The 22,263-nt window shown below is 65.0% G+C and carries 24 protein-coding genes, 1 tRNA gene, 1 other RNA gene and 5 pseudogenes; 20 read left to right on the top strand and 11 right to left on the bottom strand.

Going from position 1 to position 22,263, the window contains the following annotated elements:
* Positions 1-126 precede the first annotated feature (126 nt).
* The 12 genes and pseudogenes from pgsA to MRBLWO12_RS19495 all read left to right on the top strand — a co-directional run bounded on the left by pgsA (position 127) and on the right by MRBLWO12_RS19495 (position 9,234).
* Entirely contained in the window at positions 127-720 is a 594-nt protein-coding gene (gene pgsA, locus MRBLWO12_RS19440; RefSeq protein ID WP_341975085.1) for a CDP-diacylglycerol--glycerol-3-phosphate 3-phosphatidyltransferase, read from the top strand.
* Entirely contained in the window at positions 717-1,373 is a 657-nt protein-coding gene (locus MRBLWO12_RS19445; RefSeq protein ID WP_414685521.1) for a CinA family protein, read from the top strand. Before pgsA ends, MRBLWO12_RS19445 begins: the two co-directional genes overlap by 4 nt.
* The gene (locus MRBLWO12_RS19450; protein WP_102191905.1) at positions 1,373-1,681 is read left to right on the top strand and encodes a helix-turn-helix domain-containing protein; all 309 of its coding nucleotides are present in this window, start codon (positions 1,373-1,375) and stop codon (positions 1,679-1,681) included. Before MRBLWO12_RS19445 ends, MRBLWO12_RS19450 begins: the two co-directional genes overlap by 1 nt.
* An 18-nt stretch (positions 1,682-1,699) precedes the next feature.
* Positions 1,700-1,924, top strand: coding sequence for a DUF3046 domain-containing protein (locus MRBLWO12_RS19455; protein ID WP_341975083.1), 225 nt, complete (start codon positions 1,700-1,702; stop codon positions 1,922-1,924).
* A 269-nt stretch (positions 1,925-2,193) separates the two neighbouring features.
* A complete protein-coding gene (recA, locus tag MRBLWO12_RS19460) occupies positions 2,194-3,246 on the top strand; it encodes a recombinase RecA (protein ID WP_341975082.1) in 1,053 nt (350 codons plus the stop codon).
* Between the two features lie 2 nt (positions 3,247-3,248).
* Complete coding sequence (locus MRBLWO12_RS19465; RefSeq protein ID WP_341975081.1) at positions 3,249-4,010, top strand: regulatory protein RecX; 762 nt, start codon at positions 3,249-3,251, stop codon at positions 4,008-4,010.
* Between the two features lie 82 nt (positions 4,011-4,092).
* Positions 4,093-5,639 (top strand): annotated as a pseudogene (gene miaB / locus MRBLWO12_RS19470) (tRNA (N6-isopentenyl adenosine(37)-C2)-methylthiotransferase MiaB).
* A 31-nt stretch (positions 5,640-5,670) separates the two neighbouring features.
* On the top strand, positions 5,671-6,594 hold the full coding sequence (gene miaA / locus MRBLWO12_RS19475) for a tRNA (adenosine(37)-N6)-dimethylallyltransferase MiaA (protein WP_341978443.1): 924 nt from the start codon (positions 5,671-5,673) through the stop codon (positions 6,592-6,594).
* Between the two features lie 38 nt (positions 6,595-6,632).
* Positions 6,633-7,163 carry a dihydrofolate reductase family protein gene (locus MRBLWO12_RS19480; RefSeq protein ID WP_341975080.1) on the top strand — a complete coding sequence of 177 codons (531 nt, stop codon included), beginning with the start codon at positions 6,633-6,635 and terminating at the stop codon, positions 7,161-7,163.
* A gap of 64 nt (positions 7,164-7,227) precedes the next feature.
* Positions 7,228-7,674 (top strand): GNAT family acetyltransferase, encoded by a 447-nt coding sequence (locus MRBLWO12_RS19485; RefSeq protein ID WP_341975079.1) that lies wholly within the window; start codon positions 7,228-7,230, stop codon positions 7,672-7,674.
* Between the two features lie 22 nt (positions 7,675-7,696).
* A complete protein-coding gene (gene dapF, locus MRBLWO12_RS19490) occupies positions 7,697-8,569 on the top strand; it encodes a diaminopimelate epimerase (RefSeq protein WP_341975078.1) in 873 nt (290 codons plus the stop codon).
* Positions 8,569-9,234, top strand: coding sequence for an HAD family hydrolase (locus MRBLWO12_RS19495; RefSeq protein WP_341975077.1), 666 nt, complete (start codon positions 8,569-8,571; stop codon positions 9,232-9,234). Before dapF ends, MRBLWO12_RS19495 begins: the two co-directional genes overlap by 1 nt.
* 11 nt (positions 9,235-9,245) lie before the next feature.
* Here the strand turns inward: MRBLWO12_RS19495 and MRBLWO12_RS19500 are convergent.
* Positions 9,246-9,892: pseudogene (locus MRBLWO12_RS19500) on the bottom strand (class I SAM-dependent methyltransferase).
* Between the two features lie 67 nt (positions 9,893-9,959).
* On the opposite strand from MRBLWO12_RS19500, the pseudogene hflX reads away from it, so the two are divergent.
* A pseudogene (gene hflX, locus MRBLWO12_RS19505) lies at positions 9,960-11,467 on the top strand (GTPase HflX).
* 133 nt (positions 11,468-11,600) lie between these two features.
* On the opposite strand, the gene MRBLWO12_RS19510 reads toward hflX, so the two are convergent.
* On the bottom strand, positions 11,601-12,152 hold the full coding sequence (locus tag MRBLWO12_RS19510; RefSeq protein ID WP_363558699.1) for an SIMPL domain-containing protein: 552 nt from the start codon (positions 12,150-12,152) through the stop codon (positions 11,601-11,603).
* Positions 12,153-12,294: 142 nt separating this feature from the next.
* Here MRBLWO12_RS19510 and ssrA point away from each other — a divergent pair.
* Positions 12,295-12,663: a transfer-messenger RNA gene (ssrA, locus tag MRBLWO12_RS19515) on the top strand.
* Positions 12,664-13,247: 584 nt separating this feature from the next.
* Here ssrA and MRBLWO12_RS19520 read toward each other — a convergent pair.
* Positions 13,248-14,072 carry a TIR domain-containing protein gene (locus tag MRBLWO12_RS19520; RefSeq protein WP_363558704.1) on the bottom strand — a complete coding sequence of 275 codons (825 nt, stop codon included), beginning with the start codon at positions 14,070-14,072 and terminating at the stop codon, positions 13,248-13,250.
* A gap of 2 nt (positions 14,073-14,074) precedes the next feature.
* On the opposite strand from MRBLWO12_RS19520, the gene MRBLWO12_RS19525 reads away from it, so the two are divergent.
* A complete protein-coding gene (locus MRBLWO12_RS19525; RefSeq protein WP_341975072.1) occupies positions 14,075-14,593 on the top strand; it encodes a hypothetical protein in 519 nt (172 codons plus the stop codon).
* A gap of 7 nt (positions 14,594-14,600) precedes the next feature.
* Here the strand turns inward: MRBLWO12_RS19525 and MRBLWO12_RS19530 are convergent, their stop codons facing one another.
* The gene (locus tag MRBLWO12_RS19530; protein ID WP_341975071.1) at positions 14,601-15,425 is read right to left on the bottom strand and encodes a hypothetical protein; all 825 of its coding nucleotides are present in this window, start codon (positions 15,423-15,425) and stop codon (positions 14,601-14,603) included.
* Between the two features lie 370 nt (positions 15,426-15,795).
* Here MRBLWO12_RS19530 and MRBLWO12_RS19535 point away from each other — a divergent pair, with 370 nt between their 5' ends.
* The 3 genes from MRBLWO12_RS19535 to MRBLWO12_RS19545 are packed head-to-tail and all read left to right on the top strand — an operon-like array spanning position 15,796 to position 17,506.
* Entirely contained in the window at positions 15,796-16,290 is a 495-nt protein-coding gene (locus MRBLWO12_RS19535; RefSeq protein ID WP_341975070.1) for a hypothetical protein, read from the top strand.
* Positions 16,287-17,027, top strand: a complete 741-nt coding sequence (locus tag MRBLWO12_RS19540; protein WP_341975069.1) for a hypothetical protein — start codon at positions 16,287-16,289, stop codon at positions 17,025-17,027. The genes MRBLWO12_RS19535 and MRBLWO12_RS19540 overlap by 4 nt, the downstream gene beginning before the upstream one ends.
* Entirely contained in the window at positions 17,024-17,506 is a 483-nt protein-coding gene (locus tag MRBLWO12_RS19545) for a hypothetical protein (RefSeq protein ID WP_341975068.1), read from the top strand. The genes MRBLWO12_RS19540 and MRBLWO12_RS19545 overlap by 4 nt, the downstream gene beginning before the upstream one ends.
* A 234-nt stretch (positions 17,507-17,740) precedes the next feature.
* Here the strand turns inward: MRBLWO12_RS19545 and MRBLWO12_RS19550 are convergent, their stop codons facing one another.
* From MRBLWO12_RS19550 to MRBLWO12_RS19565, 4 genes are all read right to left on the bottom strand, one after another.
* Positions 17,741-18,001, bottom strand: a complete 261-nt coding sequence (locus MRBLWO12_RS19550; RefSeq protein WP_341975067.1) for a hypothetical protein — start codon at positions 17,999-18,001, stop codon at positions 17,741-17,743.
* A gap of 238 nt (positions 18,002-18,239) precedes the next feature.
* Positions 18,240-18,623, bottom strand: coding sequence for a hypothetical protein (locus MRBLWO12_RS19555; RefSeq protein WP_341975066.1), 384 nt, complete (start codon positions 18,621-18,623; stop codon positions 18,240-18,242).
* A 66-nt stretch (positions 18,624-18,689) separates the two neighbouring features.
* Positions 18,690-19,262, bottom strand: coding sequence for a hypothetical protein (locus MRBLWO12_RS19560; RefSeq protein WP_341975065.1), 573 nt, complete (start codon positions 19,260-19,262; stop codon positions 18,690-18,692).
* Between the two features lie 31 nt (positions 19,263-19,293).
* A complete protein-coding gene (locus MRBLWO12_RS19565) occupies positions 19,294-20,088 on the bottom strand; it encodes an inositol monophosphatase family protein (protein ID WP_341975064.1) in 795 nt (264 codons plus the stop codon).
* Positions 20,089-20,200: 112 nt separating this feature from the next.
* On the opposite strand from MRBLWO12_RS19565, the gene MRBLWO12_RS19570 reads away from it, so the two are divergent.
* A tRNA-Lys gene (locus MRBLWO12_RS19570) sits at positions 20,201-20,273 on the top strand.
* A gap of 66 nt (positions 20,274-20,339) precedes the next feature.
* On the opposite strand, the gene MRBLWO12_RS19575 is transcribed toward MRBLWO12_RS19570, so the two are convergent.
* Positions 20,340-20,846 (bottom strand): GNAT family N-acetyltransferase, encoded by a 507-nt coding sequence (locus MRBLWO12_RS19575; protein WP_341975063.1) that lies wholly within the window; start codon positions 20,844-20,846, stop codon positions 20,340-20,342.
* 207 nt (positions 20,847-21,053) lie between these two features.
* On the opposite strand from MRBLWO12_RS19575, the pseudogene MRBLWO12_RS19580 reads away from it, so the two are divergent.
* Positions 21,054-21,326: pseudogene (locus MRBLWO12_RS19580) on the top strand (protease inhibitor I42 family protein); the annotation flags it as partial.
* A 25-nt stretch (positions 21,327-21,351) separates the two neighbouring features.
* Here the strand turns inward: MRBLWO12_RS19580 and MRBLWO12_RS19585 are convergent.
* Positions 21,352-21,840 carry a YbaK/EbsC family protein gene (locus MRBLWO12_RS19585; RefSeq protein ID WP_341975061.1) on the bottom strand — a complete coding sequence of 163 codons (489 nt, stop codon included), beginning with the start codon at positions 21,838-21,840 and terminating at the stop codon, positions 21,352-21,354.
* 35 nt (positions 21,841-21,875) lie between these two features.
* Positions 21,876-22,263, bottom strand: a pseudogene (locus MRBLWO12_RS19590) (MFS transporter); the annotation flags it as partial.

The raw sequence follows: 22,263 nt of genomic DNA on the forward strand, positions 1-22,263 counted from the left end.
TGTTCCGGCTCCTGCCTCAGGCTTCCGGGAAGTCGATCCTGTCGAAGCGCAGTTCGCAGGCCTGCCGGTCGTCGAATCCGAGGGCGACGGCGACGAAGACGCCTGGGGCCTGACGGGTCGCGACTGATGGCGATTCCCCGGCAGCTGCCGAACGCGATCACGATCGCCCGCATCCCCCTTGCGGTCGTCTTCTTCGTCCTGCTCCTTCTCGGCGGCACGTACGGCATCCCCGATCTCGCCCTTCGGTGGACGGCGGCGGTCCTCTTCATCGTCGCGATCTCGACCGACTGGGTCGACGGCTACCTGGCGCGCAAGTACGACATCGTCAGCGACTTCGGCAAGCTGTGGGACCCGATCGCCGACAAGCTGCTCACCGGTGCCGGATTCATCGGCCTCGCGGTGCTCGGCGAGCTCGGTGAGTTCGGCTGGTGGTTCGTCGTGATCATCCTCGTCCGGGAGTGGGGCATCACGATCCATCGCTTCATGGTGGCGAAACAGCACATCGTCGCCGCAGCGTGGATGGGCAAGCTCAAGACCGCGGTGCAGGGCGTCGCGCTGTCGTGGGCGCTGCTCCCGCTGCACGTGCTGATCGGCCTCGACATCTGGGTTCTCATCACGGCGGTGCTGATGGCCGCCGTGCTGGTCCTGACGGTGGCCAGCGGTGTCGACTACATCGTCGCGCAGGTCCGCGGTGGTCGCCAGGACCAGCAGACCTCATGACGACGGCGAACGCCGCTGCGCTTCTCGAGGTGCTGCGGGCGCGCGCGCTGAGTCTCGGCGTCGCCGAGTCCCTGACGGGTGGCGCGATCGCGGCGGAGATCGTGTCCGTGCCCGGCGCTTCCGATGTCTTCCGCGGAGGCATCGTGGCCTACGCCACTCCGGTCAAGCACACGCTGCTCGGGGTCGACGCCGAGCTGCTCGAGGAGCATGGACCGGTGCATCCCCAAGTGGCGCTGCAGATGGCTGACGGCGTGCGTCGTGCGCTCTCGGTCGCAGGGTTTCCGGCGGACGTCGGCATCGCGACCACCGGTATCGCCGGACCGGATTCGCCGGACGGTCAACCGGTGGGTACGGTGCACATCGGCGTCGTCGCTCCGGGATCAAGATCTCCCGAATGTTCGTCTTCGAGGGGGACCGGGCGGCCGTTCGCCAGCAGTCGGTCGACGCCGCGCTCTCGTCCGCGTTGGCCGTGCTCCGGGAATAGCAGTCATCGGATCGCTGTTGTCGATGGTGTGCGGCTCACACCACGTCCCTTGTCAAGGTCCTTCACAACGAAACCACAGCGAGAAACAGTAGATTTAATGGAGTCAGGTCGGGTTAGACTGGCGATCCCTCGGAGGATTCCGGGGATGGCGATGGAGAGGGGGTTCTGATGATTCTTGTTCGACAGGAAATCGGCGATGTGCTCAGGGACTTCCGCCTGCAGAAGGGCCGTACCCTTCGTCAGGTAGCGGGCAAAGCCTCGGTAGCACTCGGTTACCTCAGTGAGGTCGAGCGCGGGCAGAAAGAGGCGTCCAGCGAGATCCTCGCGTCCGTCGCCGATGCACTCGATGTGCCTATCTCGACGATCATGCGCGAAGTAGGCGATCGCATCTCGGTCCTTGAGGGAATCCAGGTCTTCCCGGACGTCGTCCCGGACGACCTCGTTGCATCGATCGAGCCGCAGCTCTCCCTCCACTGAGTCGACGCCGGAACCTCGATGCGTCGCAGTGAGTTTCTTCGCGCCGTCGAAGGCGAGTTCTCGGGGCGCGCTTCGTCGTTGCTGAACGATCTGGTGCTCACCGCTCTCGGTGGCCGGACGGCCCTGGAAGCGCTCGATCTGGGGCTGCCACCGCGTGACATCTGGCTCGCTCTTTGCGAGGAGATGGATGTGCCGCCGGAGCGCCGCTACGGCGCCGGCCGTCTGGAGCCGCGCAAGCGCTGACTCGATCTCGTTCTGATCCATGCGTGCGGGCGACGACGTTCCGATTGCGGCGTGTCGTCGAATATCTGTTCGAAGCGGGCGTAGTCTTCTGCACAGATGGTTTCGAGACTTGTCTCTCCACAGTTCGCGGGTTCGCCGACACGATGTCGGAGGCCCCTCCTACGGTGAAGACATGGCTCAGAGCCATACGCCTTGTCGGAGAGTTCGTCCCAGCCGGGTCGGCCGCGACAGCCTACAGGCGGCACCACGCGAGCAGAAGGAAGCACATCATGCCATCACCCGCCGACCGCGAGAAGTCCCTGGAAACAGCCCTCGCTCAGATCGACCGGCAGTTCGGAAAGGGCTCGGTCATGCGGCTGGGCAGCGATGACCGCGCACCCGTCGCCGTCATCCCCACCGGCTCCATCGCCCTCGACGTCGCCCTCGGAGTGGGCGGCCTTCCGCGTGGCCGCATCGTCGAGATCTACGGCCCTGAGTCGTCCGGTAAGACGACGCTCACGCTGCACGCGATCGCCAACGCGCAGCGCGCAGGCGGCATCGCCGCCTTCATCGACGCCGAGCACGCGCTCGACCCCGACTACGCGGCGAAGCTCGGCGTCGACATCGATGCCCTTCTCGTCTCGCAGCCCGACACCGGAGAGCAGGCGCTCGAGATCGCCGACATGCTCGTGCGTTCCGGCGCCATCGACCTCATCGTCATCGACTCCGTGGCGGCGCTTGTGCCTCGTGCCGAGATCGAGGGTGAGATGGGCGACTCGCACGTGGGTCTGCAGGCTCGCCTCATGTCGCAGGCGCTGCGCAAGCTCACCGGTGGCCTGAACCAGACCAACACCACCATGATCTTCATCAACCAGCTGCGTGAGAAGATCGGCGTCTTCTTCGGATCGCCGGAGACGACTGCCGGCGGCAAGGCGCTGAAGTTCTACGCATCGGTGCGGCTCGACATCCGTCGTATCGAGACTCTGAAGGACGGCACCGACGCTGTCGGAAACCGCACCAGGGTCAAGGTCGTGAAGAACAAGATGGCTCCGCCGTTCAAGCAGGCCGAGTTCGACATCCTGTACGGCATCGGCATTTCCCGTGAGGGAAGCCTGATCGACTTCGGCGTCGAGCACGGCATCGTGAAGAAGTCGGGCTCCTGGTACACATACGACGGCGACCAGCTCGGTCAGGGCAAGGAGAATGCGCGCACGTTCCTCCTCAAGAACCCTGACATCGCTCTGGCGATCGAGACTCAGATCAAGCAGAAGCTCGGTATCGGTGCGGCGGCGCCGGCGGCTGCTGCTGCGGCAGACGAGCTCGCAGAGCGTCGACCGGCCTGATCATGATCGGTGAGAACGGGGGCGAAGCGGGCGGAATCGTGGATCGTCTCGCCCCCGTCATTCCGCTCTTCGGCGCGAAGAGAGCGTCGGAGGCGTCTTCCGGAGGGCGAGACCAGGGCGCGCCGAGCGATCGGCATCCCGCTCGCGGCACCGCAGAGCGGCACACGGCTCCGCGTCTGCGGGCATTGCACCCACACGCGGATTCGGGAGAGGGAACATCCGACGCCGAGGGTGCGGAGAGTCAGACCCCTGATCCTGAGGAGACCCGGAAGGTCGCCGAGGAGGCGCTGGTTCGAAAACTGCGCACCAGATCGCTCTCGGTCTCCGAGTCCCGAATTGTGCTGAAGGGATATTCGCTCGAGTCTTCGCAGATCGACGACGTGATCGACGACTTCTGCCGGCGCGGGTACCTGGATGATGCGATCCTCGCCGGACACCTCGTCATCTCCGGTGTCGAACGGAAAGGATTGGGGCGGGTGGCGCTGTCTCGAGCACTCGCGCAACGGGGCATCCCGCGCGACGTCATCGCAGCGGCGCTCGACGAGGTTCCAGACGATGACGACGAACGCGCGTTGGACTTCGCCCGTACGAAGGCGCGGTCATTGTCGCGCCTCGATCATGACACCGCCCTTCGCCGGCTCGTCGGGCAGCTGTCCCGGCGGGGGTACAACGGCTCGGTCGCGATGAAGGCCGCACGCACCGCGCTGACCGAGGCGTCGTTCGGGCAGCCCTCCTCCGGTGTGCGGTTCGTGGATTCGGACTGAACACCTTTCATTCAGTCGGCGCGCACGGAGCGGCATCGTTCGCAGGGCTTCTACGTCGGAGCGCTCGTACAATGGGATGACCATGACTATCCCGCGCAGCGAACCGACGATCATCAGCGCTTCGTCGGCGGCCATTGACGTCGACGGCCGACAGCGATCCTACGAAGTGCGCACCTTCGGGTGCCAGATGAACGTGCACGACTCGGAGCGGCTCTCCGGATCCCTGGAGAGCGCTGGGTACGTGCGCGCTGTCGACGGCGCCGAGGCCGATGTCGTCATCATCAACACCTGCGCGGTGCGCGACAACGCTGCGGGCAAGCTCTACGGCACTCTCGGGCACCTCGCGTCGGTCAAGCGTCGCAAAGATGGCATGCAGATCGCTGTGGGCGGCTGTCTGGCTCAGATGGACAAGCAGGCCGTGCTCGACAAGGCGCCATGGGTCGACGTCGTCTTCGGCACCCACAACATGGGTTCTCTTCCCGGCCTGCTCGAACGCGCGCGCCACAACGGTGAAGCCGAGCTCGAGATCCTGGAGTCGCTCGACGTCTTCCCGTCGACGCTGCCGACCAAGCGGGACTCGGCGCACAGTGGTTGGGTGTCGATCTCGGTCGGCTGCAACAACACCTGCACGTTCTGCATCGTGCCGAGCCTGCGTGGCAAGGAGAAGGACCGCCGCCCTGGCGACATCCTGAACGAGATCCGCCTCCTCGTCGACGACGGAGCGATCGAGGTCACCCTCCTCGGACAGAACGTCAACTCGTACGGCGTCGAGTTCGGTGACCGCCACGCATTCGGAAAGCTCCTGCGTGCCGCCGGCGAGATCGACGGCCTGGAGCGCATCCGGTTCACGAGCCCGCATCCCGCGGCCTTCACCGACGACGTGATCGACGCAATGGCCGAGACCGAGGCCGTGATGCCGCAACTGCACATGCCGTTGCAATCGGGCAGCGACCGCATCCTGAAGGCGATGCGCCGCTCGTACCGCAGCGAGCGGTTCCTCGGCATCCTCGACCGCGTGCGCGAGCGCATCCCGCTGGCGTCGATCACCACCGATATCATCGTGGGCTTCCCCGGCGAGACGGACGAGGACTTCGAAGACACCATGCGCGTCGTCGAACAGTCGCGGTTCTCCGGGCATTCACCTTCCAGTACTCCATTCGTGAGGGCACCCCCGCGGCGACGATGGAAGATCAGGTGCCGAAGGAGATCGTCCAGGAACGTTACAACCGGCTCATCGCCCTGCAGGAGCGCATCTCACTCGAGGAGAACCAGAAGCAGGTCGGTCGCGAGGTCCGGGTGCTGGTGTCGACGGGCGAGGGCAAGAAGGACGCGGAGACGCACCGTCTCACCGGTCGGGCCGAGGACAACCGCCTCGTGCACTTCGAGGTGACTCCGGGCTCCGACCTCCCTCGTCCCGGTGATGTCGTCACCGTGACGATCACCCACGCCGCGCCGTTCCACCTGCTTGCTGACGACCCGACCGGAAAGCCCCTGCAGATCCGCCGCACGCGCGGCGGCGACGCGTGGGATCGCTCGCAGTCCGAATCTTGCGCGGTTCCCGCCCCGTCCGGCGACGGAGCTCCCCGCGCGGTCGTGCTCGGACTGCCCACGCTCCGCATCGGTGTCTGATTCCACCTCGGTGACCAGCCCCGTCGAAGGGATCGGTTCGCCCGCCGACGGTCCGCGTCTCTGGGCGATCGTCGGTGCGACCGGAACAGGCAAGAGCGACCTTGCACTCGATCTCGCCGAGTCACTCAGAGCGAACGGCAATCCGGCCGAGGTCGTGAACGCCGATGCCATGCAGCTCTATCGCGGCATGGACATCGGCACGGCGAAGCTGGCACCGCAGGAGCGCCGAGGCATCCCGCATCATCTCTTCGACGTGCGCGAGGTCACCGAGGAGGCTGCCGTCGCCTGGTATCAGCCGCTCGCGCGGGCGGCGATCGCCGACATCCACGCTCGCGGCGGTGACGCGATCCTGGTGGGCGGCTCCGGACTGTACGTGTCCAGCGTGGTCTTCGACTTCCGCTTTCCCCCGCGTGACGCGGTGGTCCGGGCGCGACTGGAGAATGAGCTCGAGGAAGCCGGGACAGCAGTGCTGCTGGAGCGGCTTCGCGTCCTCGATCCGGAGACGGCCGCGCGGATCGACCCGAAGAACGGGCGACGGATCATCCGCGCACTCGAAGTCATCGAACAGGGGGCCCAGACCCATGGCGCTGCCCTTCCTGAGAAGCCGGTGGTGTGGCATCCGCGCACCCGACTGATCGGCCTCCGTGTCGATCGGGCGGAACTCGTCGAGCGACTCGATGCACGGGTCGACCGTATGTGGGCGACGGGCCTCGTCGACGAGGTCGTCACCCTCCGCGAGCAGGGCCTCGAGCACGGCGTGACCGCCAGTCGCGCCATCGGATACGCGCAGGCCCTCGGACAGCTCAACGAAACGATGAGCGAATCCGAGGCGATCGCGCAGACACAGTCGCTCACCCGCCGCTACGCGAGGCGCCAGGTGTCCTGGTTCAAGCGCTATCCCGACCTCGAGTGGCATGAGCATCCTGTCGATCCGGCAGGGCTGCTCGCGCGCTGATCCTGGCGGATGTCCGACGCCGGTGCGACGCTGGAGCCATGACCACCTCCTACTACACCGCGTCCAGCCTCGACGGATTCATCGCGACCGCCGAGCACTCCCTCGACTGGCTGCTGAAGCAGGACATCGACCAGAACGGACCGATGGCCTACGCCGAGTTCGAGAAGAGCATCGGAGCCTTGGCGATGGGGGCGTCCACCTACGAGTGGGTGCTTCGCCACACCGAAGGCGAGCCCTGGGGGTACGCGCAGCCGACCTGGGTGTTCACGCATCGTGAGTTGCCCGTTCCCGACGGCGCCGACGTCCGGTTCGTGCGTGGCGACGTCCGTGCGGTGCACGCCGAGATGTCTGCTGCGGCCGGTGAACGAGATCTCTGGGTCGTCGGTGGGGGAGAGCTGGTCGGCCAGTTCTCCGATGCGAGATTGATCGATGAGATCTGGGTGCAGTACGCCCCGGTGACGCTGGGATCAGGTGCGCCGTTGCTTCCTCGAACACTCGACCTCGAGCTTCTGGAAGTGGCACGCAACCGCAACTTCATGTGCGGGAGATACCGGGTCGTCCGCGACTGAAGGGTGCGCGAAGCGCCTCTAGACTCGGATGCGCCGGATCCGAGGCCCGGCGGGAAGGTCCACGATGAACTGGCGGATTCGCGCATTCCAACCGCAGGACACAGAGGGCGTGGTCTCGCTGTGGGAAGAAGCGGGCCTCACCCGCCCGTGGAATGATCCTCGCCTCGACATCGAGCGCAAGATGTCTGTGCAGCCCGAGCTCTTTCTCGTCGCCGGCATTGCGGCGCTGGAGAGCGCGGATGCCGAGCGCATCATCGGAACGGTGATGGCGGGTTATGACGGTCATCGCGGCTGGCTGTACTACCTCGCCACCGCGGATGCTCATCGCGGGCAGGGGATCGCACGAAGGCTCGTCGCGGAGGCGGAACGGCTTCTTCTTGCCATGGGCTGCCCGAAGGTGCAGTTGATGGTCCGGGGCGGCAACGACGAGGTGCTGGGGTTCTACGATCGGCTCGGGTACGAGCGGTTCACCGTGTCCAACACCGGCAAGCGGCTGATCGCTGACGCATAGACGCGAACTCTAGACTGGGCGCATGGTCGCATTCACCAAAGGACACGGCACGGGCAACGATTTCGTGATCATCGCCGACCCCGACGGGGAGCTCGACCTCACCGCCGAGCAAGTGGCGGTGCTCTGCGATCGGAATTTCGGGATCGGTGCCGACGGCGTTCTTCGGGTGGTCCGTTCTTCGGCGATCGACGTCGGCGCTGCCGCTCTCGCCGAGGAGCCGGATGCCGAATGGTTCATGGACTATCGCAACGCGGACGGATCCATTGCGGAGATGTGCGGCAACGGCATCCGCGTGTTCGCGCATTACCTGGTGCGATCGGGCCTCGCCTCGATCGAGCCCGGTTCGACGCTCCCGATCGGCACCCGTGCAGGTGTGCGTGACGTCACCCGCAGCGAAACCGGTTATCAGGTGGATCTCGGTCGCTGGCGACTCTCCGGTGACGATCCGCTCGTGAACGTGGAGGGCCTCGCTGTCACCCGACCGGGACTCGGGATCGACGTCGGCAACCCGCATGTCGTCGTCGCGATCGCTTCTGATCAGGAGCTCGCCACCCTCGAACTGCACCGCGCGCCCGTGCTGGAGCCCGCGCCGCCGGCGGGAGCGAATGTCGAGTTCGTGGTGCCAGGCGAACCGCTGGTCCGCGACGGCATCGGGCACGTGCGGATGCGCGTCTTCGAGCGCGGCGTCGGCGAGACCCAGAGCTGCGGTACCGGGGTCGCGGCCACCGCCCTGGCCGTCAGGTACTGGGCGGGGGAGCAGGCGCCCGACAGTTGGCGTGTGGAGGTCCCAGGCGGGACCCTGGGTGTGCGGATGTTCGCAGCCGAGGACGGAGAGCACGTCGCGCTCTCCGGACCCGCCCAGCTCGTGTTCCGAGGAGAGATCGACCTGATCTGATGTCGCTTCCGGAGCGCCTTGAACTGGTCATCTTCGACTGCGACGGGGTTTTGGTCGACAGCGAGCGTCTGTCGGTCGAGATCGACCGAGAGGTGTTGTCGGATCTCGGCTGGGAGTTGACGATCGAGGAGATCGTGCACCGGTTCGTCGGACGCTCGGCCGCGCACTTCCGCAGCGAGATCGAGGCCTATCTCGGGCGTGCGCTGCCGGATGATTGGGAAGCTCCCTATCAGCACCGTTACAGCGACGCCTTCGTGCGCGATCTCCAGGCGGTGCCTGGCGTTGTCACCGCTCTCGACACGATCAGCGCACCGACGTGCGTCGCGTCGAGCGGTGCGCACGAGAAGATCCGAAGGACTCTCGGGCTGACCGGTCTGCTGCCCCGTTTCGACGGCAGGATCTTCAGTGCCGCGGAGGTGGAGAACGGCAAGCCTGCTCCGGACTTGTTCCTGCGCGCGGCCTCGTGCATGGGTGTGCCGCCGTCGCGTTGCGTCGTCATCGAGGACAGTCGGTTCGGCGTCGAGGCCGCGCGAGCGGCAGGCATGCACGCCTTCGGATACGCGGGTGGTCTGACGCCGGCCGAATGGTTGGCCGGTGAGGGCACGACCGTTTTCGAGGACATGGCGGAGTTGCCTGCGCTCCTCGGGATGACCGTGGGCGGATAAGCCCTGTTCTGCTACTCCGCGAGCAGGATCGGCTCGGTCGGCGGTGTGCCGTGCTTGCGCACCTTCAGGACGCGATAGCCCTTGCCCGTCGCGGTGCGGAACACGCTGTAGCCGGGCTGGAAGGTCGCGCCGATCCACCGCTGGAGCGAGTCTGCGCCGAGGTTGCGCTGCACGACGAGCCAGGCATCGCTTCTCTCATCGAGTCGCGGGATCCATCGCTCGAGGAGTCCGTGCAGTTCATCCTTGCCCACGCGGATCGGAGGGTTCGAGCGGATCGTGCGGAAAGTCACGCCCTCGGGAACATCGTCGGGCAGCGCGGCGTTGATGTTGGTGAGTCCCAGCGCCTTGGCGTTGCGACGCACGAGATCCGAGAGCCCGCTCGTTCACGTCGACCGCCCACACGGTCGCGTGCGGGGCGGCGAGAGCCATCGACAAGCTGATGGGCCCCCACCCGCTGCCGAGGTCGAGGAGATCGCCTCCCGGCGGGACCGGAGGCATATTGGCGAAGAGCACTGCGGTGCCGGCATCCAGTCGATCCGGGCTGAAAACGCCACCTGCGGTGGTGACATCCAGCTCTCGGCCTGCGAGCGTCACCACGGATTGCACGCAGGTTCGCGGGGCTTGCCGGGGCCGCAGTGAAGTAGTGATCGGACCCCATACGGTGAGCGTACCGGACACCGAGGGCTAAGGTTAAGGCTCGAATCAAAGCTAGAGATTAGGAACTGATGACGCAGACCTCGACACCCTCCACCGGAGACGAGGCGCTGGACCGCGTACTCGCGAACGCCGAGAAGCACTCGGAGGTCCGCGTGTTCGGAGCGGCGCAGGCGCTGCAGGATGAATCGACGGCCGCGCACGCGGCAAGCGACGGCGCGCAGTGGGATCTTGAGGATCGCCATGCGCTGCGGCGTGTCGGCGGCCTCTCCACAGAGCTCCAGGACGTCACCGAGGTCGAGTATCGCCAGCTGCGCCTCGAGAACGTGGTGCTCGTGGGCGTGTATCCCCAGGGCGCTCAGGGCGGACGCCGAGAACTCGCTGCGTGAACTCGCCGCCCTTGCCGAGACCGCCGGTGCCGTCGTTCTCGACGGAGTGCTGCAGCGGCGACCGCACCCGGATGCGGCGACGTATATCGGCCGTGGCAAGGCGCAGGAGTTGAAGGACATCGTCGCGGCCACCGGTGCCGACACGGTCATCGCCGACACCGAACTCGCCCCCAGCCAGCGCCGAGCGCTGGAAGACGTCGTCAAGGTCAAGGTCATCGACCGCACCACCGTGATCCTGGATATCTTCAGCCAGCACGCGAAGAGCCGCGAGGGCAAGGCGCAGGTCGAACTCGCCCAGCTCGAGTACCTGCTGCCGCGACTGCGCGGGTGGGGTGACTCCATGAGCCGGCCAGGCCGGTGGCCAGGTCGGCGCCGGTGGGGCGGGTATGGGCTCGCGCGGACCGGGTGAGACGAAGATCGAACTCGACCGCCGCCGCATCCGCACCAAGATGGCTCTGCTGCGTCGCCAGATCCGCGATTTCGGCCCTGCCCGCGAGGCGAAGCGCGCGGAGCGCAAGCGCAACACGATCCCATCGGTCGCGATCACCGGCTACACGAACGCCGGCAAGTCGAGTCTGCTCAACGCGCTGACCAGCGCCGGGGTGCTCGTCGAGAACGCTCTGTTCGCGACGCTCGATGCGACCGTGCGCCGCACCGAGACAGCCGACGGACGTGTCTACACGTTCACGGACACCGTCGGGTTCGTCCGCAATCTGCCGCATCAGCTGGTCGAGGCGTTCCGGTCGACCCTCGAAGAGGTCGGCGATGCCGACGTCGTGCTGCACGTCGTCGACGGCTCGCACCCCGACCCCGCAGGTCAGCTGCAGACCGTGCGCGACGTGATGGGTGACATCGGCGCGCGCGACATCCCCGAGATCGTCGTCGTCAACAAGGCCGATCTTCTCAGCGAAGACGATCGTCTGGTGCTGCGCGGCCTCGAGCCGAATGCGCACTTCGTCTCCTCCCGGTCCGGAGAGGGCATCGAGGAGCTGCGCGCCGCCGTCGAGGAGGCACTGCCCAAGCCGGCCGTCGAGGTCCGTGCCGTCGTGCCGTACGACCGTGGAGACCTCGTCGCAGCCATCCACGAGACCGGGATGCTGTTGTCGGCGGAGCACGGCGAGCACGGCACTGTCGTGCACGCGCACGTCTCAGAGCGGCTGGCCGCTGAGCTCGCTCCCTTCACCCGCTGAATCCACGGGTACGCAGCGGCGGCTCAGCGGGCGATGAAACGCGCTTCGACGGTTGCCGAGACGATGATCTCTTCCGGCTCGTATTCCATCGACGCGCCGGAGTCGGCCGCCGCAAAGGCGGCGCCGCGCATCTTCATCGCCGGGGAGCAGCGGCCTCGGCGCGGGCCATCAGGCCGACATCGGCGATCTCGAGCGGCGTGACCTCCGTCAGTCCGAGAGCGCCGGCGTAGGCCTGCGCGCGAGCGACAGCGACGCCGACAGCCTCGGCGGCGACCTCTCGCTCGACACGGCCGCGTGTCTCCGGGGTCAGTTGCCAGTCGACCCAGCCGATCTCCACGCCGTCCCACGCCGAGACCTCGGAGACCCAGATGGACAGCTCGGATGCCTCGGCGAACGTGGCCGTGAGTGAAATGCTCCCGTAGAAGACGGGGGCGAGGCGTTTGCCGTCGCTGTTCCACGGCCGTTCGGCGCGGACCGCAAGGCTCTTGCTCGTCCACTCCACCACGCTGTTCGCATTCTTGCGGTCGACGATGCTTGTGCGCACGGGTTCTGCGAGCCTCATCACGAGGTCGACGACGGGCGCGCGCTGCGCACCCTCGGCACGTACAGTGACGTGGATCGTGGCGCGTTCCGGCGCGATGCGCGCCTCGTTCTCGCCGCGGACGGTGATGGTGACGTCGGTCATGCTGCGACTCTACGCGACTGCTCCACGCCCGCGCGGAATAGCGTGGGGCGCGCTTTCGTTGTAGTCTGTGATGCTCCGGTGCATCGCATCCGGAGTTGAAAAATACACAGTGTGACAGCGGTCCCTTCGCAAGAAGGAACACGGGGCTGATCGGTTTCGACAGCGCCTGTGAATCCACGAGAAGCGGGCCGAGGATGCAGGGTTATCTCGTGAACGCTCCCTGCAAAACTATAAGTGCCGAAACCAAGCGCACTGACTTCGCCCTCGCTGCATAAGCGAGCCCGATAGTCCGTCAGGCCGTATGTGATTCCGATACGGATCCTGGCGTCATCTAGGAATCTTGCTGTATGACGGCGTCTGGACGTCATACGGGACTCTTCCCAGGCTGGGCTTGTCGACTTAGGTGTCTGTGACAAAGGTCGGAGCCGAGTAGAACGTCTGCACAGACTGCGCCCGGAGAATGCGTGGAGACTCAGCGTTGGACGGGGGTTCGATTCCCCCAGCTCCACCGAACCGCTGTCACTGGATGAAGGCCCGACTCCCTAGAGATCACTATGGAGTCGGGCCTTTTTCTGCGCCCGGTGAAGGCTCCGATCCACCCGGTGCCACAACGGGTGCCACAATCAGCCCGCCGAGGAGGGCGCCGATAGCGTCTGCTGCTTCGCGCTGAAGCCGTGGCATCACTTTGTCGGGCACCCGGCATATGCGCCGCACCCCGACTCGATAGCTGCCGGCGTATAGCAACCCGAAGTTGGGTCGCCGGGGCGAATTGCCTGTCAGAGGTCGCAGGCGCGCTGAAGCCTCTGACAGCGAGGTTGTCGATAAGGTAAACAAGTCAGCATTCGCTTAGCGCGCGATTCGCGGGTCAACGGACGAGATGTCCTAGACGCGACGGATTCTCATGCCAGGTGCAGGGGATGAAGACGCGGATCCAACGCTTTCGAAGTTGGCCGATGCACGGCGTTCCTAACGGGCTCCCGATGGACAGCGGGTTGGAGTGCACTTCGTGAGTGGGCGGTACGCTCACTCACGAAGGCATCCGCTATCCCGTCACAATCGATATTGCGGACTCAAGTGGTTCGCGAACAACACGGTTCACTCGCAACCCGTTGGCGCGTAGCTCGGCCGCGAAGTCGCGGAGTTTGGAACGTGCCTGCGTGGGTGACCCGTGATGCTGAACGCGAAGCGCTTGCGGTGAGGATCTACCAAACGGAGCGTCGTTTCGGACTGCTTCACTTTCCATCCTTGAGCCTGAGCGCTTCGGGCGACCGACTGTAGCTCCCAGTGCAACCGTTCGACATGATCCGCTAGGGAGTGCGTCACGGGATTAGGCCGTGCGGGCGCAGCGATCGGCTGGCGCGGAGGAGTTGGAATCGTGCCAGATCGCACCGGCATGCGCTTCCGTGGCCCCACCTCTACAATGTGCTCGGTGATGTCAAGCGCAGCTCGTGTGAGCGCGGCCTTGAGGTTGCGGGAGCCGTCGAGGAAGTACGGTGCGTGTGTGATTCCGTTCATATCGGTCGGGAGCTTGATGCCGTTCGCGGAGTGGTCTGCCACAAGGAGCGCCCTGTCGCGTCCGAGGGCTCCGATGAACAGCCCGAGCTCAAGCATCACGTTGTCACGCGGCGCCATTCGTTCTTGATTCGCTAGAGCGTCGTCTTGCGTGGCAACAAGTACCGCGAAGTCCGCAGCCTCTGCAGCGTTTATCAGGCTATCGAGGAACCCTTTCGTGAGGCCAAACGTGCCCTGATCCCAAACGACCGGATCACACTTCGCGTAGCCTGCAGAAGCACCTGAAGGGTATCGGCCACGAACTTCGCCTCTGAGGAGGCGCCGATGAAGACGCGGGGGAGCGGTTCGTTCGTCATCCCAGAACGCTAGCGCAGCAGGTTGGGGTCTGACCGAATCGCTAGGCTTCAGGAGTGGAGTTTTGGGAGTGGTTCATCGAGAAGTTCGACGCAGACCCGGCCGGGTGGATCGGGCTACTCATTCTGATCGCTGGTCTGATCGCGGCGTCGTTCTGGGGCAAGCGCATCGTGCGTTGGGCGCGATCGATCCCGAAGCAGATCGACGGGTGGCTGCGCAGGAAGTATGCGACCTCTCCGCCTCCTGTGGGCTCGACGATCTCTGTTGCCTTTTCCAAGTCGATGAGCAATCCCAGCCATTTCACTGCCGCTTACGGCAGCACCTTGCTTGGCGGACTGACTGAGTGGGAAGTCACCAACCTTGGGCCTAGCGCTGTCGAGCACCTTCGTGTCGAGTTTGTTGCGCCGACCATTCAGGCGGAGACGCTTCCTTACTGGAATACCCTCGATGTCGGCGGCACGGGAGCGTTCGTCGCCTTCGTTCCGTTCGACTCGTCTACTGCGACTCGGCTGCGATGGGAGCAGGGCGGACACGGCTTCGAACGCGAGATTTCCCTGCTCTTTGAGCGCCGCTAACTAGAGGTCAGCAGCCACCTCGCATCATGTTGAGACGGTTCTCAGTGGTTGCGACAACTTCTCGCGTTAGCTCTTCAAACTTGAGCCGCCGCCGACGCTCGACGATTCGGCCTTTGAGCCACCGATGAGGAGCACCCGTGATGGTCTCTAGGTTGATCACGTGAGCCTTGGCGGACAGTTCGTGCCATGCTTCGAGGAACGCATCGCGGTATTCATCTAGGAGACGCCGCGCGTGGAGGTAGGACGTTACGTCGTCCTTGAACGCCCAGTCTTGCTCGACCTGCGTTGCAACGGGTTCGAGTGTTTCAGGGGCGCCGCCCTCCCACCACGACGGTATGTGAGTGACTCCGGCACGCGCCATGTCGTTGATGCGAGCGTAGAGAGTCGAAGCTGTCAGGAAGCTATCGCCACTCTCGTAGCTCTCCGATCGAGCGGAGATGCTGTCGGCCAGTACCTGAAGGCGCTCGTAAGTTCCCACGGCGTCTGTTAACCAATTGAACCCGAATACGTTTCGGGAAGGCCGATCCGGAGAGACGGAGCCAGCAAGAAGCCGCAGGCGCTCCAGGTTGCCGCCAGCGGGTAGCAGTGACTCTGGACCATGTCCGGAGTAGATAAGGGATGCCTGAAGCAGAAGAACCCCGTTAGACACGGCTCGGTCCTGCTGTTGGGCTACAGCCTCGCCCCGCGCGTGGGCACTCACGCGTTGCTCGGCCCAGATGAGTATCAGACCAACACCCAGAGCAGTCAGCGCCCCGACGATGAGGTCCGGTCCGAATGTCGAGAAGTTCCAGATACCTGCAGAATCCGGAGCCGCGGAGTCGCTGAGTTCCATGGTGATGAGTGAAGACCACATGGAAGAACACAACCACACGTTGCACCGTATGAAAGCGACACTCGACGTCGAGGTGCCAGGCATGGGTACACCGATGGGATCACCCGATGCTCAGGGGTGGGGGGAACCCCCTTCGCCCCTCGCACCGCGGCCCGCCGGGGAATCGACTTTTCTCCCCCCACGAAAAAACGGGGTCGAAGGAGGCTCATGACTATTTCTGAGGAGGTCGGTGCCGAGCTGGATCGGCTCGGTGTTGACGGATGGCGGCGTGCAGTTGCGCTACGGCTCGCCGAGACGGTCGACGAGAGCGGCACTGCTTCAGCCGCCGGATTGCTGCGAGTCCTAATGGGTGCGTCAACGACTGATCGACATGCTCGCGCAATTCGGGATCACCGGGGCCGAAGCAGAAGCCTACGCCGACAAGCTCGGACTCATCCCCGGCAACATAAACACCGCGGTGACTTTGACCGGCGCGGAAGAAGCGGAACTGAAGCTGCGGGCTCTGAAGGAACGCCTAGACGCGATTCCCGGCAACACCTACAAGCGGATCACGCTGGAATCGTTCTCTGTCGGGAACAAGGACGTGTCGATCGGCGAATGGGCTACCGGCGGGCCGGTTCGCGGACCCGGGACGAGCACATCCGACGACGTGCCCGCAATGCTGTCAGACGGCGAGCATGTCCTGACTGCAGCCGAAGTGCGGGCAGCTGGTGGCCACAGCGCGATCGAGAAATACCGTGCCGCATTACGGAGCGGTGAATGGAGAGGCATCACGTCGGCCAGGGGTATTGCTGCCAAGACGGCCGACAGCGAGGAGTACGCTATGGAGCTCCCATCCGGGGCGAAGAGGAAGGGAAGCTCTTGACGCTGCTGATGTACACAGTCTGGCAAGACGCGGCCGAGATCGTTTCTGACACATTGGTCACCGCCGCAGATGGACGTACACCCGTTCGGTATCAGTCGAAGGTGTGGGCCATTCCTCGACTGAACCTAGCCATGGCCACAACAGGTACTGCCGAAATCGGCGCGGCTCTGCACGCTCAACTCAACGCGGATCTGGCAATCGTCGACGTCGAAGGCGCCAATGCGACCGCACCAGGAAGACTGAGGGCGATCGAGCGCGAACTGATCTCGATCGCTGGAGATATCGGCAGCACGACCGTCTACCTCTTCGGGTTTCCGCATGAGAGCGAACTACTTTCGGCCTTCAAGTACACGTCGATGGACGGAGGCACGTTCGAGTCGCAACGTATCCCGGCAGGAGAGTTCGCTGTCAAGCCCAAGCCGCAAACGTTTACGCTGTCATCCGCGCCGGATGCACGCGAGGAGAAGATCGCGCTGGCATGTCGTGTCCGCGACGAACAGCTAGACCTGATGGAAGCCGGTGCCAAGGCAGTCGCCATCGGCGGCGAGCTGATGGCTTTCCTGGTGGAGAACGGAAGCGTCCAGGCGGAACGACTGTTTCGTTTCCCGGACTATGACGAGGCACTGGCGATGAGAGGGGATCTCCGCGAGACGCCTCAACCGGCTGCACCCGTCACGTCGCGTTCCACCGCGGCGGACGTCGCGGTGGAACGCTTGTGGCTAGGCTCTGCTACATGACCCCCGCTGAACTCGCCGTCGAACTGAACGTCTCACCGAAGTGGGTTCGCGCGGTCGCTCGTGAGATGTTCCCGCGGGATGAGTCGGAGCATGGCGGTCCGTGGCGCTTTGATCTGGAACAGGTGTCGCGACTTCGGCGCCGCATACCGACGAGGGCTGAAGCATGGGTGATTGCACTCGACCCAGCAGGGGCGCGCTCAACCGATCCTGTGTTGCCCTGGGAAGCGAACGAAGTGATCGCTGTGCTGCCCGCGTCGCACACAGCCGGAGAGGCGGACGCTGCGCTGAAAGCAGCCGTCCAGATCATATTTCCCTGGGAAGATCGCTCGGAGCTACTGTTGTTTGCCAACGCCGACGACTACGTGCGTGGAGCCCTTCACTACTGGGACATTCTTCACCCATACGTCCAAGTCGTTCAGGCGCGAAACCTCCGGGTCGAATCGGGGCGTCTTCGTTTCGATCCCGTGCTGCGCCGTTGACGGCATGGGGCCGCGTTGCTCCCGGTCTCGATCTTCTAACGCCGCCCGACCCGCACCACAACGGGTGCCACAACGAAGCTCGAAAACGGATGTCGGCCGATGTAGTTTCATGCATGTCGCCATCGAGTGGAGAGCGGAATATTGCCGAAATTCGGCGGATCCCGCTAGCAGAAGTAAGCCGCGGGGCATAAGTTCGATTCCCCCCAGCTCCACGAATGGTGTCAAACATGTGTATCACCACACTGCAAGTGGGGATTCAGAATGGTCGTCACCATGTGTATCATCCGAGACAAGTTGAGCGTCTCGGAGAATGGTCGCTGTCACCAGTGGAAAAGTCATCGCGCGCGCGCGGTCGACCGCCCTGTTCGTCAGGGTGGTGGACCGCGTGCGCCGAAGCAACAGGCCGAGAGGCGAGAGAAGCAGGATCTCGACGCGGCCCGAGAGCGCATCACCGACCTCGAGTCCGAGCGCGATGCGCACCTGCAGGCTCTGCACGCGTACTTCGTCGCTAGCGCCCCGAGGAGCCGCTCGGAAGTATCATTCCAACAGGTTGATCTCGTGCTCTCGAGTTCCTCGATGACACATGAGACACATCAGAAAACAAACTTAGCTCCACGGAACCGCTGTCATACAGGAGAACCCCGACAACCGCGTGACCACGCGGATGTCGGGGTTTTCTGTGTTTGTAGGGGAAATGCACTCTCCAAGAACCGGAGACGGGCCGATCCCGACCTCAGGGGTTCGCGACGGAGGCAGCCAGCGTCCCCGTGGACGCAAGCGCCGCCTGCAGGGCGTTCGCGGTTTCCTCGAATGCGGTCTTGGTCTTCGCCGCACCGATCGCACCGCCCTTGAGGGCGCCGGCGGTCATATCGCGATTCAGGCGGGCGATGAGGCGCCCTTGAGCATCCTGCGCGTAGTCCACAGCGAAGGACACATGGAAGTTCTTCCCGGCCAGAGCGCCGATCCAGAGTGTCGCGGCCTTGCTGCCGCGCGCGGCGACGATCGTCGTCCCGTTCGGCAGCGCGTTCAGCGCGTACCCTTCCGCCTGCAGAGCAGCGGCGATCGTCGCCCTGGCGGCGGTGTGGTCGCCGTTGATGATGAAGTCGTGTGATGCCATGGGGGTCCTCAGGAAATGGGGGCGTGGTTCCGACGAAGCCTAGCCGCATCCCGAAACGTCAGCGGATCAGCCGGCCCACTCGATGAGGATCAGTCCCTGCCTCGTGTCAGCGAATTTCACCCAACCATCGCCGAAGAGGTAGGTCATGCCGTAACCGTCTTCGTCGGTACCCATCGAGTGCTCGGCATCCTCGGTGATGTACACGCCCTCCGATGAATCCTCGCGCTGCCACCCGTCGGCCAGCAGAGCAGCCTGCGCCTTGTCAGCGTCGGATGCGCTGATCTGGGACCATCCATAGAGCTGACCATGATCGGAGGCGACGGTGTAGTCCGCCCAGAAGCAGAGCAGCCCCTGCGGGAGGGGCACGCCTCCGATGTTGAACTCCTTGACCCCCGCGGTCCAACCTTCATCGGTGAGCGCCTCGACCGTGCCCTGCGAGACCATCGTCTCGCAGGTGGGAGCCGCGCTCGTGGCTGCAGGGGTGGGCGTGGTCACCGGTTCGGCGCTCGCCTCCGCGGCGGGCTCCGACGCCTTGGGCGTCGGGATCGTCCCGGTATCGGTCGGCGCGCCGGCGCACGCAGTGAGAACGAGCGCGAGGAGCAGCGCCGAGGCGGCGGCAGTAGAGATGCGGGGGATCATCGCTGGGCCCTGTCGTGTGTCTGGGGTGGAGTCAGTGCAGGAGGTCGAGGAAGGCACCGTGCAGGATGCCGTTACTGGCGAGTGTCGAACGGGCAGAGATCGTCTCGACGCCGTCGAACGAGGTCATTCGGCCACCGGCCTCGCGGACGATCGGGACCGCAGCGGCGATGTCGTATTCCTTCACCTCGAACTCCGCGACCATCTCGAGACGTCCCTCGGCAAGGAGCATGTAGGCGAACACATCGCCATATGCTCGGTCGCGCCAAGAGTGTTCGGCAAGCTTCAGCAGAGCGGGCAGTTGGCCGGCCTCGGCCCATTGCGTGATGCTCTGGAAGCTCACGCTCGCGTCGCTGATGGAAGACACGGATGACGCGCGGATCCTCCGCGGTGCGGCGTCGGTCGCGGTCCAGGATCCTCCGCCGGTCGACGCCCACCAGCGACGCCCGAGTGCGGGCATGCTGACGACACCGACCTGAGGGACGCCGTCGATGGCGAGCGCGATCATCGTGCCCCAGAGCGGGACTCCGCGCAGGAAGTTCGCCGTGCCGTCGATCGGATCGATGATCCACTGGCGGTGCGTATCGCCCTGCGCGCCGAATTCCTCGCCGAAGATGCCATCCTCTGGGCGCTCGGCGGCCAGAATCTCTCGGAGCGCACGCTCCGTCGCGAGGTCGGCGTCCGTGACGTGCGAATTGTCGGCTTTCGTCGAGATCTCGAGGTCGGCCGCATCGAAGCGCGGCAGCGACTGTGCGTCGGCAGCATCCGCCAGTCGGAGGGCGAGCTCGAGGTCGTCGCGGAGGTCGGCGGCAGCGGGGGAGGCGGTCACCTTCTCAGGATAGCCTTCCCATTCCGGGTCTCCGTCGGCGGGTCGGCCTCGATTTCGCATGACGCCGATCGACTGGTAATGTAATTCCTCGGCCGGGGTCATCCCGGGCCACGCACCTCTAGCTCAATCGGCAGAGCAACTGACTCTTAATCAGTGGGTTCTCGGTTCAAGTCCGAGGGGGTGCACGGAATCGCCTCGAAGACTCTCGCCAGTCTTCGGGGCTTTTTCATTTTCCGAACCGAACGCTGCGCTCAGGCGGCGGGAGCGCTCAGATCGAGCACCCATTCGTTGAAGGTGAGCTCGGCATCGCGGAACACGTCGGTGACGGTTCCCGCGTGCGTGAAGCCGGCCTTGCGGCACACCGCATTGGACGGTCCGTTCGTCACGGACGGGAAGGCCGTGAGGAGGCGTCGCTCGGAGCTGTGCTCGCGCATGACGTCGATGAGAAGCGCGAGGGCCGTGGACGCCATGCCGTGCCCTTGAGCCTCCGGCGTGACGAACCAGCCGGTCTCGAAGACGGCCTCGCCGTGCCAGTTAGTCCGCCAGCATCCGATCGAGCCGAGCGGACGATCGCCGTCGATGACCACGAACATCCATGCCTCGCCCGACTCGCCGAGTCGCAGATAGCGCTCATGGCGCGCGATCAGCTGCTCTTCGGTTTCCGGGCCGTTGAGGTGCGCCGTCATCTCGGCGGTGTTGGCCAGGCGCAGCAGATCGAAGTCGTCGACAGACCAGCGGCGAAGAGACAGTTCATTCACGCGCCCAGGATGCCATGCGTCACCGACACGGTGCGATACCGTGAGCCTCGACATGAGGGGTGGGCAGATGGCGAACAGGATGACTCGCACGGTGCTGTCACTGGCAGCGGCCGCAGTGGTCGGCTTCGGGCTGGCGGGGTGCGCAGGCGCCGCTGAGAAGACCGTCGACTACACGGTGGACTCCGTGACTCTCGCACCGGGGAGACGCTCGTCGTCGACTTCGGGGAGATCAATCCCTCGGTCGGAGATGCGTGGGTGATCACGCAGGAGCCGGATGCAGCGGTGCTCGGCCCCGGCGACGAAGAGACGCGCTACCTCGGCGAGGAGGGAATGACCGGTGCGCCTCTCGAGTTCTCGTACCGGTTCGCTCCGGTGGGCTCGGGAACCACCGTCATCGAGTTCGAGTACGAGTTCCGTGGCTCCGTGCCTGAGGAGACTTCGGACCAGAAGACGGCGAAGATCGCGGTCACGGTCAAGTGATCACGGCCCGCGTGCGTCCGGGCGGTCAGCCGGCGGCGACTTTCACGATCTGACCGTTCGTCATTCCGACGAGCTGAGCGAATGTCAGCGGCATCACGGTGTGCGGGGTGCCGCCCGCCGTCCAGATCTGCGGGTAGGCCTCGAGAGATTCGTCGATGAATGTGGGCAGCGGAGCCGGGTGGCCGACAGGGGCCACTCCGCCGATCGCCTGCCCGGTGACGTCGCGGACGATCGCGGCCGGCGCCATGTCGACGGCATCCGCTCCGACACTGTCGGCGAGCACAGCGAAGTCGACCCGATGCCGGCCGCTCGTCATGACGAGCACCGGCGCGCCGTCGACGACGAGCACGAGGCTGTTCGCGATCGCACCGACGTCGCAGCCGATGGCGGCAGCGGCGGCCGCTGCGGTGCGGGCGGAATCCGGCAGGACGACCACGTTGGTGTCGACCCCTGCCGCCGCGAGATGCTCCTGCACGATGCGGCTCCGCGGCGGAAGGGTCTGTTCTGCGGTCACGACGGCGTCCTTTCAGAAGCGTTCAGAGCCGCGGATCATGCGGCATCTCCGATGAGAATAGCCTCCGCGTCCTCGAGCGCATCCTCGACGGGTTCGTCGATGCGATTGAGCACTCGGCGACCGAAGAAGACGATGAGAGCGGCGAGCAGGATGGATGCTGCCGCGAACAGATACGGCACGGTGGCGTCGAAGGCGTGCCAGAGCAGTGCTGCCAGCGGCGGGGCTGCTGCTCCACCGAGGAACCGAACCGCGGAGTAGGCCGATGATGCCACGGAGCGCGGGAGATCCGTAACCTCCATGACCGCTTCGGTCAGCACCGTGTTCATGATGCCGAGGAGGAGCCCGCCGACGATGATGCAGACGACCAGGGCAGCAGCGTTCGTGACGACCAGCCCAGCGGCGATGAGATCGAGGGCGAGCATC

This window comes from Microbacterium sp. LWO12-1.2 (assembly GCF_040675875.1).
In the GTDB taxonomy this organism is placed as follows: Bacteria; Actinomycetota; Actinomycetes; order Actinomycetales; family Microbacteriaceae; genus Microbacterium.

Bases quoted from the DNA above. Each gene is read 5' to 3' on its own strand.
- pgsA (WP_341975085.1), top strand. From the start codon at position 127: ATGGCGATTCCCCGGCAGCTGCCGAACGCGATCACGATCGCCCGCATC.
- MRBLWO12_RS19445 (WP_414685521.1), top strand. From the start codon at position 717: ATGACGACGGCGAACGCCGCTGCGCTTCTCGAGGTGCTGCGGGCGCGC.
- MRBLWO12_RS19450 (WP_102191905.1), top strand. From the start codon at position 1,373: ATGATTCTTGTTCGACAGGAAATCGGCGATGTGCTCAGGGACTTCCGC.
- MRBLWO12_RS19455 (WP_341975083.1), top strand. From the start codon at position 1,700: ATGCGTCGCAGTGAGTTTCTTCGCGCCGTCGAAGGCGAGTTCTCGGGG.
- recA (WP_341975082.1), top strand. From the start codon at position 2,194: ATGCCATCACCCGCCGACCGCGAGAAGTCCCTGGAAACAGCCCTCGCT.
- MRBLWO12_RS19465 (WP_341975081.1), top strand. From the start codon at position 3,249: ATGATCGGTGAGAACGGGGGCGAAGCGGGCGGAATCGTGGATCGTCTC.
- MRBLWO12_RS19480 (WP_341975080.1), top strand. From the start codon at position 6,633: ATGACCACCTCCTACTACACCGCGTCCAGCCTCGACGGATTCATCGCG.
- MRBLWO12_RS19485 (WP_341975079.1), top strand. From the start codon at position 7,228: ATGAACTGGCGGATTCGCGCATTCCAACCGCAGGACACAGAGGGCGTG.
- dapF (WP_341975078.1), top strand. From the start codon at position 7,697: ATGGTCGCATTCACCAAAGGACACGGCACGGGCAACGATTTCGTGATC.
- MRBLWO12_RS19495 (WP_341975077.1), top strand. From the start codon at position 8,569: ATGTCGCTTCCGGAGCGCCTTGAACTGGTCATCTTCGACTGCGACGGG.
- MRBLWO12_RS19510 (WP_363558699.1), bottom strand. From the start codon at position 12,152: ATGACCGACGTCACCATCACCGTCCGCGGCGAGAACGAGGCGCGCATC.
- MRBLWO12_RS19530 (WP_341975071.1), bottom strand. From the start codon at position 15,425: ATGGAACTCAGCGACTCCGCGGCTCCGGATTCTGCAGGTATCTGGAAC.
- MRBLWO12_RS19535 (WP_341975070.1), top strand. From the start codon at position 15,796: ATGCTCGCGCAATTCGGGATCACCGGGGCCGAAGCAGAAGCCTACGCC.
- MRBLWO12_RS19545 (WP_341975068.1), top strand. From the start codon at position 17,024: ATGACCCCCGCTGAACTCGCCGTCGAACTGAACGTCTCACCGAAGTGG.
- MRBLWO12_RS19555 (WP_341975066.1), bottom strand. From the start codon at position 18,623: ATGGCATCACACGACTTCATCATCAACGGCGACCACACCGCCGCCAGG.
- MRBLWO12_RS19560 (WP_341975065.1), bottom strand. From the start codon at position 19,262: ATGATCCCCCGCATCTCTACTGCCGCCGCCTCGGCGCTGCTCCTCGCG.